Raw genomic sequence first — 13,568 nt, 5'->3', positions numbered from 1 at the left:
CGTCGCCCGCCTCCGCAGCGCGTGTCACACGCGCACTTCCGCAGCCGCGTGCGCGGCGCACCCCCCAGCTCCCCCGAGGGACAGACATGTCCGATGCGCAGTCCTACCATCGCGTCACCTCCGCCGACTACAGCCGCTGGTGCGGCGCCATGGAGGTGCACCGCAGACTCCTCAGCCAGAATCCCGAGTACGCCGGGAACCGGTCCCAGATCGAGAACGCCGCGTTCGCCTACGAGCAGTTGGAGGCGGGCACCGCGCGGCAGAGCCTCGTCGACATCCCCGTCGTCGTGCACGTCGTGCACAGCACCCCCGAGCAGGACATCGGCGACGACCAGATCCACAGTCAGATCGCGGTGCTCAACCAGGACTTCCGCGCGAGCAACCCGGACGTCGACAAGGTCCCCGAGGTCTGGAAGGACCTCGTGGCCGACGCGCGCGTCCAGTTCCACCTCGCCCGGACCGACCCGCTGGGCCGCCCCACGGACGGCATCACGCGGACCCGGACGTCGACTCCCGACTGGGACACGGACGACCTGGTCAAGTTCAGCCTGAGCGGCGGCCACGACGCCTGGCCGGCGGACGTCTACCTGAACCTGTGGGTCTGCCAGTTGCGCCGCGGGCTGCTGGGCTACGCCCAGTTCCCGGGCGGTGCCGCCTCCACGGACGGAGTGGTCGTCACGCACACCGGCTTCGGGACCACCGGTACCGCCACCGCGCCCTTCGACGGCGGCCGCACAGCCGTGCACGAGATCGGGCACTGGCTGAACCTGCGGCACATCTGGGGCGACGACGACGAGGGCTGCAGCGGCAGCGACTTCGTGGCGGACACCCCCAACCAGGGCGGGCCCAACATGGGTACACCCGGCTTTCCCCAGGTGTCGTGCGGCAACGGACCGAACGGCGACATGTTCATGAACTACATGGACTACACGGACGACGCCGCGATGTTCATGTTCACCAAGGGGCAGGCGGCGCGCATGGACGCCGCTCTCGACCACGCCCGCATGACCCTCACCCGCCAGGCCGTCACCGTGTGACGGACCGGCGGGCGACGGCCGCCCCGACTACCGCCGGCGCGCGGGCAGTTCGGCCTCGATGAGGTCGGCCGCGCGCCGCGTGCCGCCCTCCCGGGCCGTCTCCGCCTGGATCTCCTTCAGGCGGCGGGCGACCTCCGGGTCGTCGACGAGGGCGAGAGCCGCCTCGCGCAGCGCCTCACCGGTCGCCTCCTGAGTCGGGAGGCAGCGCGCGACACCGAGGCCCTGGAGCACCTGCGCGTTACCGAACTGGTCCGCGGCCTGCGGTACGGCGATCATCGGCGTGGCCGTGGCCAGGCCCTCCTGGCTGCCGCCCGCCCCGGCGTGCGTGACGAACAGGTCGGCCTGCTTGAGGATCGCCAGCTGCGGCACCCAGGAGCGCACCTCGACGTTCGCCGGGATCTCCCCGAGCCCGGCCGGGTCGATGTGCTTGCCGACCGAGAGCACCAGGTGCCAGCCGGGCAGGTCGCCGAACGCCTTGACGCACTCCCGGTAGAAGCCGGGCTGCTTGGTGAAGGCGGACCCGAGCGACACGAGCGCGACCTTCTCGGCGCCGGCGGGCCGCTGCCAGCCGCCCTCGGCGGTGCGGTCGCCCTGGCAGGCTCCGACGAAGGAGTACACGGTCTCGTCGACGCGGTCCGCGTTCGGCTGGAGCGCCCTGGGGATCAGGACGATCGAGCGGTCGGGACGGCCCCCGAAGGCATCGGGGTGCCGGGTGATCCCGTTCTCCTCCAGCCAGGCGTGGAAACGGGCGTAGTAGGCACGGCCGCGCTCGGTCTTCTTCGGCTCCTCCCACATGGGTTCGGCGACCTCCTCCTCGTACCCCTCCCAGGCGACCATGGCCGGCGACAGGGAGATCGCGGGCACGCCCCAGCGGTGGGCCAGGACGCGGGCCGGGTAGGAGGCGATGTCGTGCAGGACGAGGTCCGGCTCGTCGCCCTCGTATGCCTCGATCAGCTGCGGGAGGGCCTGGATCGCGTCGTCGAGGAACGGCTCCACGTTGTCCAGCAGTGTGCTCCCCCAGGCCTCCGGGTCGTCGTCGGGCGAGGGCAGCGTCGAGTGCCACGGCTTCACCTCGGCACCGGTGTCCGCGACCTTCTCCGCGAAGACCGGCGGGATCGCGTACGTCACGCGGTGGCCGCGCGCCACGAGCTCGCGGATCACCTCCAGACTCGGGTTCACGTGGCCGTGGGCGGCGATGGAGAACATGGCGATATGAGCGCGACTGGTCATGCGCCCGACCGTATGCGAGACGAGACGTCTCGTGCAATCAATTTTGACGGGGCCGGGCCGGCGGGTTCAGCGCTGGTAGCGCGCCAGCACCGGGTTGCCGTCCTTCTCCAGGCGTTTGCGCAGCTCACGGAGGCCGATGGCGCCGCTGTAGTACTCCTGGAGGGCCGGGGTCGCCACCTTGTCCTTCCACTCGGGGTAGCCCCGTACGGTCTGTGCGGGCGCCGGGCGCAGATGGGCGGCGAGCGCGGTGCCCGTCGCCCAGCCGTGCTCGGGTGTGCGCAGGGCCGGGTCGTTCAGCGCCCGGCTGCCGGTCGGCAGCATCCAGTCGCCGAGGGCGAGGCGGACCATGTTCTCCGGTCTCAGCAGGAAGTCGATGAAGGCGGCGGCCTCCTTCTTGTGCGGGGAGTCCTGGGCGACGGACAGCGTCTGCGGGCTGACGCCCTGGGTGAGTCCCCCGGCGCCGGCCGGGGCGGGCAGCACCTGCCAGGCGAAGCCCTTCGGGGCCTGCTGCACGATCTGCTGGCGGTAGGAGAAGCCGAGCGGGACCATCGCGTATCTGCCGCCGAAGAAGCCGGGCAGGGTGTCGGAGCCGCCGCTGCCCAGGGTCGTGGGTGAGGCACTGCGGTCGGTGCCGGCCTGGGCGCGGATGGTGCGGGGCACCACCTGGTCGGCCGCCTCGAACCGGACCGTCACCTTGCCGTCGGCCCCGCGGTGGAAGAGCCGTCCGCCCGTCGACAGGGAGAGGTTGAGCGTGGCGGAGACCGGCTCCTTCAGGGGCCAGGCGACGCCGTACTTCCCCCGGCCGCTGAGCTGTTCGGTGATGCGGCGGAACTCGGCCCAGCTCCACGGCTTCTCAGGGGTCGGGATCCGCACCCCGGAGCGCTTGAGCCAGCTCGCGTTGGCGATCAGCACACGCGGCTCCTGGAGGAACGGCACGCCGTAGACGCCGTCGCCGAAGGTGGTGGTCTCCCAACTGCGCTGGGGAATGTCCGACTTCAGCCGGGCGGGCAGCAGATCGGTGAGGTCGGCGAGGTAGCCGCCGTAGGCGAAGTCGGCGAGGTCGTCGGAGGCGTCGTGGATGATGTCGGGTGCCTCGCCGCCCTCGAAGGCCGTGAGGAGCTGGTCGTGGACGCTGTCCCAGGTGCCCTGGACGTACTCGACCCGGACGCCCGGGTGAGCGGCGTTCCACTCCTTCACCAGTTCCTTGTTGGCCTCGACCGACTCCTCCTGCCAGGCCAGGGACTGGAAGCGCAGGGTGATCCGCCCGTCGTCGCGGGTGCCGCCGGAGGAGCAGCCGGCGAGGAGCAGCAGGAGGACCAGGGCCAGCAGGCGTGTGCGCATCAGCTCTTCACCGCCCCGGTGAGCATGCCGCCCGTGATGCGCCGCTGGATGATCGCGAAGACGACCAGCGAGGGCAGCGTCGCGAGGAACGCCGCCGCCGCGAGCGGGCCCAGGTCGGCGACGCCCTCGGCGCCGATGAAATGGGTGAGCACCACCGGGAGGGTCTGTTTCTCCGGCGTCTTGAGCAGCACGAGCGCGAAGAAGAACTCGTTCCACGCGGTGATGAACGCGAACAGCGCGGTCGCCACGATGCCCGGCGCGAGCAGCGGCGCCGTCACCGACACCAGCGTCCGCACCCGGCCCGCCCCGTCGACCGCCGCGGCCTCCTCCAGCTCGGGCGGTACGGCCCGTACGTACCCGGCGAGCATCCACAGCGCGAACGGCAGCGCCCACACCACGTACACCAGCACCAGCCCCGGCACGGAGTTGATCATTCTCAGGTTCTTCAGCACGAGGAACAGCGGGATGATCAGCAGCACGAACGGGAACGCCTGGCTGACCACCACCCAGCCCGTCACCGCCTTGGCGAGCCGGGTGCGGCGCCGGGCGACGACATAGGCCATCGGCGTCGCGATCAGCACGGCGACGACCGCCGCTGCCAGTGCGGCGAGCAGGGAGTTGAGGGCGGCGTGCAGCAGCGGCTGTTCGTCGAAGGCCTGCCGGAAGTTGGCGAGGGTGGGGTTCTCGGGGATCCACGTCGGGTGCAGGCTGCCCAGCTCGCGCGGCGGCTTGAACGCGGTGGAGACCAGCCAGAGGAACGGGAAGGCCAGGAAGACCAGATAGCCGAGCAGCGCGGTGTACTGGCCGACGCGGGCCGGGGTGCCGGCCCTCACGTGTCGTCACCTCCCCTGAGACGGCCGGCGAGGAAGACGGCCAGGGCGATCGAGATCACGGCCACCATCACGCAGCCCATCGCCGCCGCGTAGCCGAACTGCCCGTAGCGGAAGGCCTCTTCGTACGCGAAGAGCATGGGCAGGCGGGTCCGGCCGCCCGGGCCGCCGCTGGTGAGGACGTAGACCAGGGCGAAGGAGTTGAAGTTCCAGATCAGGTTGAGCGCGGTGATGGCGAGGGCGATGGGCCTGAGGGCGGGCCAGGTGACCGTGCAAAAGCGGCGCCAGGCGCCCGCGCCGTCGACGGCCGCGGCCTCATGGAGTTCGCGTGGGGTGTTCTGCAGCCCGGCGAGCAGCGCCACGGTCGTCTGCGGCATGCCCGCCCACACGCCGACGACGATCACGGCGGGCAGCGCGGTGGCGAGCCCGCTCAGCCAGTCGCGGCCGCCGCCCAGGCCGAGGTCGCGCAGGGTCTCGTTGAGGATGCCGGCGTCCGGGTTGTAGACGAGCCGCCACATGATGCCGACGACGACCTCGGGCATGGCCCAGGGGATGATCGCCAGGGCGCGGGCCAGCCAGCGCAGCCGCAGGTCCTGGTTGAGCAGCAGGGCGAGGCCCAGCGCGAGCAGGAACTGCGGCACGGTCACCCCGACCGCCCACACCAGCCCGATCCGGAACGACTCCCAGAACAGCGTGTCGTGCAGCAGGTCCCGGAAGTTGAGGGCGCCGATCCACTGGGTCGGCTCGGTGCGGCCCGACTGGGCGTCGGTGAACGCCAGCAGGATCCCGTACAGCAGCGGCCCGACGCTGAGGATCAGGATGGGCAGCAGGGCGGGCAGCACCAGGACCCAGGCGCCGTGGTCGACGGCCCGCCGGGGTTGGCCCCCGCCGGGTCTGCGGCCGGCCTGCCTCCTCGGTGGCGAAGGGGGCGAAGCCTCGGTCACCACTGTCACGGAATCAGCCCCTTTGACGGCTCGGGCGGCCAGGTCATGTTCGTGAAGGCGTTCTGCCTCGTCAAGGCACCGCGCACGCCGCCCGACCTGTGCCGATGCGACACTGACCGGCGGATGGCCGGAACCCGACGGCGCAAGACGTGGACGACGGCGGCGAACATGACGACGGAGGCGGACGATGGACGAGGCACGGGCTCGGGGCGTACTGGCGCGGGCGGGGGTGCTGCCCGGTGCGGCCCGCGAGGCACGGCTGCTCGCGCTGGGCGAGAACGCGGTGTTCGCCGCCGGTGACCTGGTCGTCAAGGTGGGCCGCGACGCCGAACTCCTCGACCGGGCGCGGCGCGAACTGGACATCGCGCTGTGGCTCGCCGAGACGGGTGTCCCCGCGGTACGGGCGGCCGAGCCCGAGCCCCTGCTGGTCGAAGGGCATCCGGTGACGGTGTGGCACCGGCTGCCGGACGCCGTACGGTCCGCCGAGCCACGGGATTTGGCCGAACTGCTACGGGTGGTGCACGCCACGCCCCCTCCTTCCTTCGATCTGCCGACCCGCGATCTGCTGGGCGGTGTGGAGCGCTGGCTGCGGCTCGCCGGGGACGCGATCGATCCGGCGGACGCGGCGTATCTGCGGGCGCGGCGGGACGGGTTCGCGGCGGAGGCGGCGGCGCTGACGCCGCATCTGCCGCCGGGGCCGATCCATGGGGACGCGCTGCCGCGCAATGTCCATGTGGGGCCGGAGGGTCCGGTTCTGGTCGATCTGGAGACGGTCTCGTCCGACCTGCGCGAGCACGACTTGGTGGTGATGGCCCTCTCCCACGACCGCTACGGGCTCCCGGACGAGGCGTACGGCTCCTTCACCGAAACGTACGGCTGGGACGTGCGGGAGTGGGAGGGGTGCTCGGTGCTGCGTGGCGCCCGGGAGACGGCCAGTTGTGCGTGGGTGGCGCAGCATGCGCCGAGCAATCCGAAGGCGCTGGCGGAGTTCCGGCGGCGGGTGGCTTCGCTGCGGGAGGGGGACGAGACGGTGCGGTGGTATCCGTTCTGAACCTACGGTTCTCTGCCCTGGACACTTCGGGCGGCCCGGCGTAGCTCCGTGAGGACCGTGCGGACCGCTGTGCGGGCCGTGCGCTCGGGGCGGTACAGGGCGTCGATGTGGCGTCGCGCCCGCACTCCGCTGAGCGGGCGGAGCACGAGCGCCGGATGCGGGCGCATGGTCCAGCGCGGCATCAGGGCGAGACCGCCCCCGGCGGCCACGGCCTCGGCGACCACCGAGAACTCGTTGATGCGATGGGCGAGATCGAGCCTGCGACCCGCCGCGGCGGCGATGGCCTCGATGGTCGCCAGGACCGGGAACCCTTCGTGCACGGTGATCCACGGCTCGTCGGCCACGTCGCGCGGGGTGACGCGGCGCTTGGCGGCCAAGGGGTGGCCGGCGGGCATGGCCACGTCCAGCGGCTCGCGCAGCAGCGTCGTCGTGGCCACCGTGTCCGGCCAGGGCGGGGCGTGGTCCAGTCGGTGAGCCAGGACGACGTCGTACTCCCGGGTGAGCCGGGGGAAGTCCTCCTGCGGCACGTCCTCGTCGGCCAGCCTCGGCACAGGCTTGCCCGGACCGGCCAGCGCGCGCAGCAGCGGCGGGAAGAACGCGGCGCCCGCGCTGTGGAACGCCGCCACCGACACCTCGCCGTCAGGCCGTCCGACGAACTCCTCGACGGTGTGCCGTGCGCGTGCCAGCGCCGTCTCCACCTCCACGGCCGCGCCCGCCAGCGCCTGCCCGGCGTCGGTGAGCACCAGCCGTCGCCCCTGGCGCTCGGTGAGCGGCACGGGGATCGCGCGCTGAAGCAGCCGCAGTTGCTGGGAGATCGCCGACGGCGTCACCAGCAGCGCCTCGGCGACCGCCGTGACGCTGCCCAGTTCGCCGAGTTCCCGCAGGATCCGCAGCTGACGTTCGTCCATCGCCTCAGTGTAGGGACGATGTAGGGCTGCTAAATGATCGTTTTAGAGACTGGTACTGGGCTTCACGATGGCTCCGGTGCACCGTAGGCGGGTGTCCGACGTCCGCCGTACCGATGCGGTACTCCTCCTTGTCGCGCTCGTCTGGGGTTCCAGTTACCTGTCCGCCCAGACAGCCACTGCCGCGCTCCCCGTCCTGCTGGTGCTGTTCGCCCGCTACGCCCTCTCCGCGCTCGCCTGCCTCGGCGTCGTCGCCACCCGTGGACGCGGGTCGCGCCGGTGGACGCGGGACGAGCTGCGGGCCGGGGTGCCTCTGGGGCTGACCCAGGCCGCGGTCCTTGTCGTGGAGACGTACGGCGTCGCGCACACCAGCGCCGCCAACGCCGGGCTCATCATCAGTCTGACCATCGTCCTCACCCCGTTCCTCGACCGCGGCGGCCACCGCGGCGCGCTGCCCGTCTCCTTCTTCGCCGCGACCGGCGTGTGTGTCCTGGCCGTCGGGCTGCTGATGTCCGGCAACGGCTTCCACGCGCCACGCCTCGGCGATCTGCTGATGCTCGGCGCCGCGCTGATCCGGGCCGTGCATGTCGCGCTGGTCGGCCGCTTCACGACCGGGCGGGCCGTACGGCCATTGCATCTGACGACGGTGCAGACCCTCGTCGGCACGGCCCTGTTCCTGCCGGTCGCCGCCCACGACCTGCCGACGCTGGTCCGCACGGACCCGGCGACCTGGGCCCAGCTGGTCTATCTCGCCCTGTTCTGCAGTGTGTTCGCCTTCCTGGCCCAGACCTGGGCCGTGCAGCGCACCTCCGCCAGCCGGGCCAGCCTGCTGCTGGGCACCGAGCCGGTCTGGGCCGTCGCGGTGGGCATCGCCCTCGGAGGCGAACACCTCACGCCCCTCACCGGCCTCGGGGCGACCCTGATGGTGGCCGGTACGTACTGGGGGCAGGCGGTGGAACGGGCACACCGAAGCACACCGGACCCCCTGTCTCCCCCGTCCCACTCCCCCGACAAGGACTCCGCATGCCCGACGGCACCCACCGCGACCCCGGCCCGCACGACACCGGCCGGCACGACACCTACGGCCACCTGATCTCCCTGCTCGACTCGGCCGGCGTCGAATACCGGCTCATCGACCACGATCCCGAAGGCGCCACCGAAGCCGTCTGCGCGTTGCGCGGGCATCCGGCCGGCGAGGCCGCAAAGTGCATCGTGCTGCGGGTCAAGGTGGACCGCCGCACCACACGCCACGTCCTCGCGGTCGTCCCCGGGGACCGCCGGGTGGACCTGGACGCCGTCAGGGCGCTGTTCGCGGCCCGCTACGTGGGCTTCAGCGACCCCGGGACCGCCGAACGGCTGGCCCGCGCCGTGCCCGGCACGGTCCTGCCGTTCAGCTTCGATCCCGATCTGGAACTGGTCGCCGATCCGGACGTCGTGGCCCTGCCGAAGCTGTACTTCAACGCGGCCCGGCTCGACCGCTCGCTCCTCATCTCGGGCTCCGACTACGAGCGTCTGGCCAAGCCCCGCGTCGAACGCATCGCGGCGCCCGCGCCGATGTGACGGCGAGAGCGTCGGGATTTCCCAACAGGTGGGCGAGGCTTATGCGTCCGCCAGCTCTCGCAACGGCCATGCCCCGTCCACCAGGGCCGTCGCATTGCCCTTGCCGCGCAGGAAGTTCTGGAAGTCCGCCGCCCACTCCGCGTACCACTCGATCTGGCGGCGGTGGAGGTCCGCCGGGCCGAGGGACGCGATCTTGGGGTGGCGGGCGGCTATCGCTCCGGCCAGGCGGGCCGCTGCGAGGGCGTCGGCCATGGCGTCATGGGCGGAGTCGAGGACGACGCCGTACTCGGCGCAGACCGCTTCGAGGTTGCGCTTGCCCCGGCGGTAGCGGTCGGCCCAGCGGTCGATGGTGTACGGGTCGATGACCGGGGCGGGGTCCACGCCGCCCAGGCGGTCGCGCAGGGACGGCAGTCCGTGGCGGCGCAGCTCTGCGGAGAGCAGGGTCAGGTCGAAGGCGGCGTTGTAGGCGACGACCGGCACGCCCGCCTTCCAGTAGGAGGTGAGCACGTCGGCGAGGGCGTCCGCCACCTGGTCGGCCGGTCTGCCCTCGGCCGCCGCGCGCTCGCTGCTGATGCCGTGCACCGCCACCGCGTCCTCGGGGATCGGCACCCCCGGGTCGGCCAGCCACTCCCGGCGCCCCATCGGCTCTCCGGCCCTGACCTCGATCACGGCTCCCGTGACGATGCGCGCCTCGCGCGGATCCGTGCCCGTCGTCTCCAGGTCGAAGCCGATCAGCAGCTCCCGGTGCCAGCCCATGGGCGGCCCCCCTTCTATGGTGCGTTCCCCCAGTGGTCTCCACCTTCGCATGCACCACTGACAATCAGAGGGCCGCGTTCCGCTCAGGCACCGAACCGCGCGACCAGCAGGGACGGTTCACGACACCGGCCGCGAATCCGCCCACATCACCTCGAACTCCTCGCGGTAGGTGGGAAAGAGGCCGCTTTCGTCGATCTCGCCCGACTTGACCACCTTGCCGCTGTTGCGCAGCACGAACACCGGTGCCTCCATCCCACGGGTCCGGCGCAGGTAGTTCTGCACGACCGCGATGCCGTCCGCCCCGTCGCCGTCGACCAGGTACGCCGTGAAGCGGGGCGTCTCGTCGAAGACCTGGATCTCGAAGGCTCCCGGGTCGCGCAGCCGCGCCCGCACGCGACGCATGTGCAGGATGTTCATCTCGACGGCCCGGCTGAGCTCGCCGCGCTTGATGCCCAGTTCGCGCTCGCGCCGCTTGACCGCGCTGGAGGCCGGGTTGAGGAACAGCAGCCGCACCCGGCAGCCGGACTCGGCCAGCCGGACCAGGCGGCGGCCGGAGAAGTTCTGCACGAGCAGGTTGAGGCCGATGCCGATGGCGTCGAGGCGGCGGGCGCCGCCGAAGATGTCCTCGGCCGGGAACTGGCGCATCAGCCGCACCCGGTCCGGGTGGACGGCGACCACGTCGGCGTACCGGTCGCCGACCAGGTCCTCGACCGCGTCGATGGGCAGCCGGCGCGCGGAGGGCACGTCACCGCCCGCGCCGAGCATCTCCAGCAGCCGGGCGGAGGCGCGCTCGGCCTGGTTCAGCACGGCCTCGGACAGGGCCCGGTTGCGGGAGACGACGTTCCGGGTGACCTCCAGCTCGTCCAGGGCGAGCTCGACGTCCCGGCGGTCGTCGAAGTAGGGCTCGAAGCAGGGCCAGTGCTGCACCATCAGCTCGCGCAGCTGCGGCAGGGTGAGGAAGGACAGGACGTTGTCGTCGGCCGGGTCGAGCAGATAGCCCTTGCGGCGGCTGACCTCGCGTACGGCGACCGCGCGCTGCACCCACTCCTGCCCGGCGGGTCCGGCGGCGGCCACCACCCAGTCCTCGCCGTGGACGGGTTCGTACACGGGGCGCAGGACGGCGGCGACGACGGCGCGCAGCCGCTGCTCGACGAGGTTCAGCCAGATGTAGGCCCGGCCGGCCCGCTGGGCGCGGGTGCGCACCTCGCACCAGGCGTCGGCGTCCCAGTCCAGCTCCGGGCCGATCGAGCCCGTCGCGTCCATCGGCCGTGCCAGGGACACGGCACCGGTCGGGACGTCTGCGGAGTTCCCCTCGTGACCCTCGTCACCAGGGGGCAGCTCCAGCCCTCCCGAGCCCACCCGCGCACCGCCTTCCGCTCCCCCGAGCACTCCCCTTGTCAACGATCAAGGAAGGGTACTCCGGGAGCGGTCGGCGGTGCAGCCGGATGCGAAGGGTAGTTCTCTTCCCCGGACGGGCTGCCCCGTCCGGGTCCCCGTGTCATATCTTCCCCCTACTCCCCCAACGGCCCCGGGAGTATCACCAGCCCCACTGGTTCGGCATAACGCGTATGCACTGGTCACCCGGTAAGAGGGACATACGTCATAGGAGGTTCCCTCACTTTCGGGGAGACTCGGGGCCAAGGCGTCCCCACCGGCGCCGCTCACCTGAAAGAGTCGTATCCATGCAGGTCTGGCCTGGAGAGGCATATCCACTCGGTGCCACGTACGACGGCGCCGGCACCAATTTCGCGGTCTTCTCGGAGGCCGCGGACCGAGTAGAGCTGTGTCTGCTGCACGACGACGGCTCGGAGACGGCGATCGAGCTCCGGGAGAGCGACGCGTTCGTACGGCACGCGTACGTGCCGGGCATCATGCCGGGGCAGCGGTACGGGTTCCGGGTGCACGGCCCGTACGCCCCGGAGCGCGGGCTGCGCTGCAACTCCGCAAAGCTCCTGCTCGACCCGTACGCGCGTGCGATCAGCGGTGCGATCAGCTGGGGCGAGGAGGTCTACAGCTACCACTTCGACGATCCCGACCGGCGCAACGACCTGGACTCCGCGCCGCACACGATGACGTCGGTCGTGGTCAACCCGTACTTCGACTGGGGCGACGACCGCCTGCCGCGCACCGAGTACCACCACACGGTGATCTACGAGGCCCACGTCAAGGGCCTCACCATGCGGCACCCGGGCCTGCCGGAGGAGCTGCGCGGCACCTACGCGGCCCTCGCGCACCCGGCGATCATCGAGCACCTCACCGAGCTCGGGGTCACGGCCCTGGAGCTGATGCCCGTCCACCAGTTCGTGAACGATCACCGGCTGGTCGACATGGGCCTGAACAACTACTGGGGCTACAACACGATCGGTTTCTTCGCCCCGCACAACGCCTACGCCTCCTGGGGCGACCGGGGCCAGCAGGTGCTGGAGTTCAAGTCGGCGGTGAAGGCACTGCACGAGGCCGGGATCGAGGTGATCCTCGACGTGGTCTACAACCACACCGCCGAGGGCAACCATCTGGGCCCGACCCTGTCCTTCAAGGGCCTGGACAACTCGCGCTACTACCGGCTGACGGACGACCCCCGCTACTACATGGACACGACAGGGACCGGGAACTCCCTGCTCATGCGGTCCCCGCACGTGCTCCAGCTGATCATGGACTCGCTGCGGTACTGGGTCACGGAGATGCACGTCGACGGCTTCCGCTTCGACCTGGCGGCGACGCTCGCCCGGCAGTTCCACGAGGTGGACCGGCTGTCGTCGTTCTTCGACCTGGTGCAGCAGGACCCGGTGGTCTCGCAGGTCAAGCTGATCGCCGAGCCGTGGGACGTGGGCGAGGGCGGCTACCAGGTGGGGAACTTCCCGCCGCTGTGGACCGAGTGGAACGGCAAGTACCGGGACACCGTGCGGGACCTGTGGCGGGGTGAGCAGCGCACCCTCGCGGAGTTCGCCTCGCGGCTGACCGGTTCGTCCGACCTGTACCAGGACGACGGGCGGCGCCCCCTGGCCTCCATCAACTTCGTGACCTGCCACGACGGCTTCACCCTGCACGATCTCGTGTCGTACAACGACAAGCACAACGAGGCCAACGGCGAGGACAACCGCGACGGCGAGAGCCACAACCGGTCCTGGAACTGCGGGACCGAGGGCGAGACCGGCGACCCGGACGTGCTGCGGCTGCGGGCCCGGCAGATGCGGAACTTCATCGCAACGCTGATGCTGTCCCAGGGCGTGCCCATGATCAGCCACGGTGACGAGTTCGCCCGCACCCAGCGCGGCAACAACAACGCCTACTGCCAGGACAACGAACTGGCCTGGGTCGAGTGGCCGGCGGACGGCGAGGACGGCGAGGACACCGAGGGGGGCCTGAGCCGGGAGCTGCTGGCCTTCACGCGCGCGATGGTGTGGCTGCGCCGGGACCACCCGGTCTTCCGCCGCCGGCGCTTCTTCCACGGCCGGCCCGTGGAGGGCACCCACGACGACCTGTCCGACATCGCCTGGTTCACCCCCGAGGGCCGGGAGATGACCCAGCGCGACTGGGACTCGGCACGGGCCTCGGCGCTGACGGTGTTCCTCAACGGCAACGCGATCTCGGAGCCCGGCCCGCGCGGGGAGCGCATCACCGACGACTCGTTCCTGCTGATGTTCAACGCCTCCCCCAAGCCCCTGGAGTTCCTGGTTCCGGTGAACCACGGGCGGCAGTGGCAGGTGGTCGTCGACACGGCCCGCGCGGACGGTGTGCCGCCGGGCACGGGCCCGAAGGTGCAGGCCGGGGACCGGCTGACGCTGGCCGACCGGAGCATGACGGTGCTCCAGCGGCCTGTGTAGCCGCGGTCGGCGCGTCGCGGTGGCGGCCCCGATCCGCCCCCGGTGCGTCGCCCGGACAGAGGCACTCGTCCGGGCGACGCGCGGCGCACC

11 protein-coding genes and 1 pseudogene are annotated in these 13,568 nt (G+C 71.5%); 5 read left to right on the top strand and 7 right to left on the bottom strand.

What is annotated here, in order from left to right:
- Positions 1-86 precede the first annotated feature (86 nt).
- On the top strand, positions 87-1,037 hold the full coding sequence (locus QF034_RS32370) for a zinc metalloprotease (RefSeq protein ID WP_307178233.1): 951 nt from the start codon (positions 87-89) through the stop codon (positions 1,035-1,037).
- Between the two features lie 27 nt (positions 1,038-1,064).
- Here the strand turns inward: QF034_RS32370 and QF034_RS32365 are convergent.
- The 4 genes and pseudogenes from QF034_RS32365 to QF034_RS32350 all read right to left on the bottom strand — a co-directional run bounded on the left by QF034_RS32365 (position 1,065) and on the right by QF034_RS32350 (position 5,391).
- A pseudogene (locus QF034_RS32365) lies at positions 1,065-2,304 on the bottom strand (glycosyltransferase).
- Positions 2,305-2,333: 29 nt separating this feature from the next.
- Positions 2,334-3,608 (bottom strand): ABC transporter substrate-binding protein, encoded by a 1,275-nt coding sequence (locus QF034_RS32360; protein ID WP_307178232.1) that lies wholly within the window; start codon positions 3,606-3,608, stop codon positions 2,334-2,336.
- The gene (locus tag QF034_RS32355; RefSeq protein ID WP_307178231.1) at positions 3,608-4,441 is read right to left on the bottom strand and encodes a carbohydrate ABC transporter permease; all 834 of its coding nucleotides are present in this window, start codon (positions 4,439-4,441) and stop codon (positions 3,608-3,610) included. Before QF034_RS32355 ends, QF034_RS32360 begins: the two co-directional genes overlap by 1 nt.
- Positions 4,438-5,391: a carbohydrate ABC transporter permease gene (locus QF034_RS32350; RefSeq protein ID WP_307178230.1), complete on the bottom strand. Its 954-nt coding sequence runs from the start codon at positions 5,389-5,391 to the stop codon at positions 4,438-4,440. Before QF034_RS32350 ends, QF034_RS32355 begins: the two co-directional genes overlap by 4 nt.
- Before the next feature lie 178 nt (positions 5,392-5,569).
- On the opposite strand from QF034_RS32350, the gene QF034_RS32345 reads away from it, so the two are divergent.
- Entirely contained in the window at positions 5,570-6,433 is an 864-nt protein-coding gene (locus QF034_RS32345) for a phosphotransferase enzyme family protein (protein WP_307178229.1), read from the top strand.
- Between the two features lie 2 nt (positions 6,434-6,435).
- On the opposite strand, the gene QF034_RS32340 is transcribed toward QF034_RS32345, so the two are convergent.
- On the bottom strand, positions 6,436-7,341 hold the full coding sequence (locus QF034_RS32340) for a LysR family transcriptional regulator (RefSeq protein ID WP_307178228.1): 906 nt from the start codon (positions 7,339-7,341) through the stop codon (positions 6,436-6,438).
- A gap of 91 nt (positions 7,342-7,432) precedes the next feature.
- Here QF034_RS32340 and QF034_RS32335 point away from each other — a divergent pair, with 91 nt between their 5' ends.
- Positions 7,433-8,431 carry a DMT family transporter gene (locus QF034_RS32335; RefSeq protein ID WP_307178227.1) on the top strand — a complete coding sequence of 333 codons (999 nt, stop codon included), beginning with the start codon at positions 7,433-7,435 and terminating at the stop codon, positions 8,429-8,431.
- Positions 8,362-8,898, top strand: a complete 537-nt coding sequence (locus QF034_RS32330) for a YbaK/EbsC family protein (RefSeq protein WP_307178226.1) — start codon at positions 8,362-8,364, stop codon at positions 8,896-8,898. Before QF034_RS32335 ends, QF034_RS32330 begins: the two co-directional genes overlap by 70 nt.
- Positions 8,899-8,937: 39 nt before the next feature.
- Here the strand turns inward: QF034_RS32330 and QF034_RS32325 are convergent, their stop codons facing one another.
- Together QF034_RS32325 and QF034_RS32320 are read right to left on the bottom strand one after the other, a co-directional pair.
- On the bottom strand, positions 8,938-9,654 hold the full coding sequence (locus tag QF034_RS32325) for a 3'-5' exonuclease (protein WP_307178225.1): 717 nt from the start codon (positions 9,652-9,654) through the stop codon (positions 8,938-8,940).
- Between the two features lie 117 nt (positions 9,655-9,771).
- On the bottom strand, positions 9,772-11,013 hold the full coding sequence (locus QF034_RS32320; protein ID WP_307178224.1) for a DUF5919 domain-containing protein: 1,242 nt from the start codon (positions 11,011-11,013) through the stop codon (positions 9,772-9,774).
- Positions 11,014-11,336: 323 nt separating this feature from the next.
- Here QF034_RS32320 and glgX point away from each other — a divergent pair, with 323 nt between their 5' ends.
- Positions 11,337-13,478 carry a glycogen debranching protein GlgX gene (gene glgX, locus QF034_RS32315; protein ID WP_307178223.1) on the top strand — a complete coding sequence of 714 codons (2,142 nt, stop codon included), beginning with the start codon at positions 11,337-11,339 and terminating at the stop codon, positions 13,476-13,478.
- Positions 13,479-13,568 lie beyond the last annotated feature (90 nt).

The sequence above is a fragment of the Streptomyces africanus genome (assembly GCF_030816955.1).
GTDB classification, from domain to species: domain Bacteria; phylum Actinomycetota; class Actinomycetes; order Streptomycetales; family Streptomycetaceae; genus Streptomyces; species Streptomyces africanus.
Note: the sequence above shows the minus strand (reverse complement) of the source record. Positions and strands in the feature narration are given on the sequence as shown.

What these genes read in the sequence shown, in the direction of transcription:
- QF034_RS32340 (WP_307178228.1), bottom strand. Translation starts at nt 7,341, where the DNA reads ATGGACGAACGTCAGCTGCGGATCCTGCGGGAACTCGGCGAACTGGGC.
- glgX (WP_307178223.1), top strand. Translation starts at nt 11,337, where the DNA reads ATGCAGGTCTGGCCTGGAGAGGCATATCCACTCGGTGCCACGTACGAC.
- QF034_RS32345 (WP_307178229.1), top strand. Translation starts at nt 5,570, where the DNA reads ATGGACGAGGCACGGGCTCGGGGCGTACTGGCGCGGGCGGGGGTGCTG.
- QF034_RS32360 (WP_307178232.1), bottom strand. Translation starts at nt 3,608, where the DNA reads ATGCGCACACGCCTGCTGGCCCTGGTCCTCCTGCTGCTCCTCGCCGGC.
- QF034_RS32370 (WP_307178233.1), top strand. Translation starts at nt 87, where the DNA reads ATGTCCGATGCGCAGTCCTACCATCGCGTCACCTCCGCCGACTACAGC.
- QF034_RS32325 (WP_307178225.1), bottom strand. Translation starts at nt 9,654, where the DNA reads ATGGGCTGGCACCGGGAGCTGCTGATCGGCTTCGACCTGGAGACGACG.
- QF034_RS32330 (WP_307178226.1), top strand. Translation starts at nt 8,362, where the DNA reads ATGCCCGACGGCACCCACCGCGACCCCGGCCCGCACGACACCGGCCGG.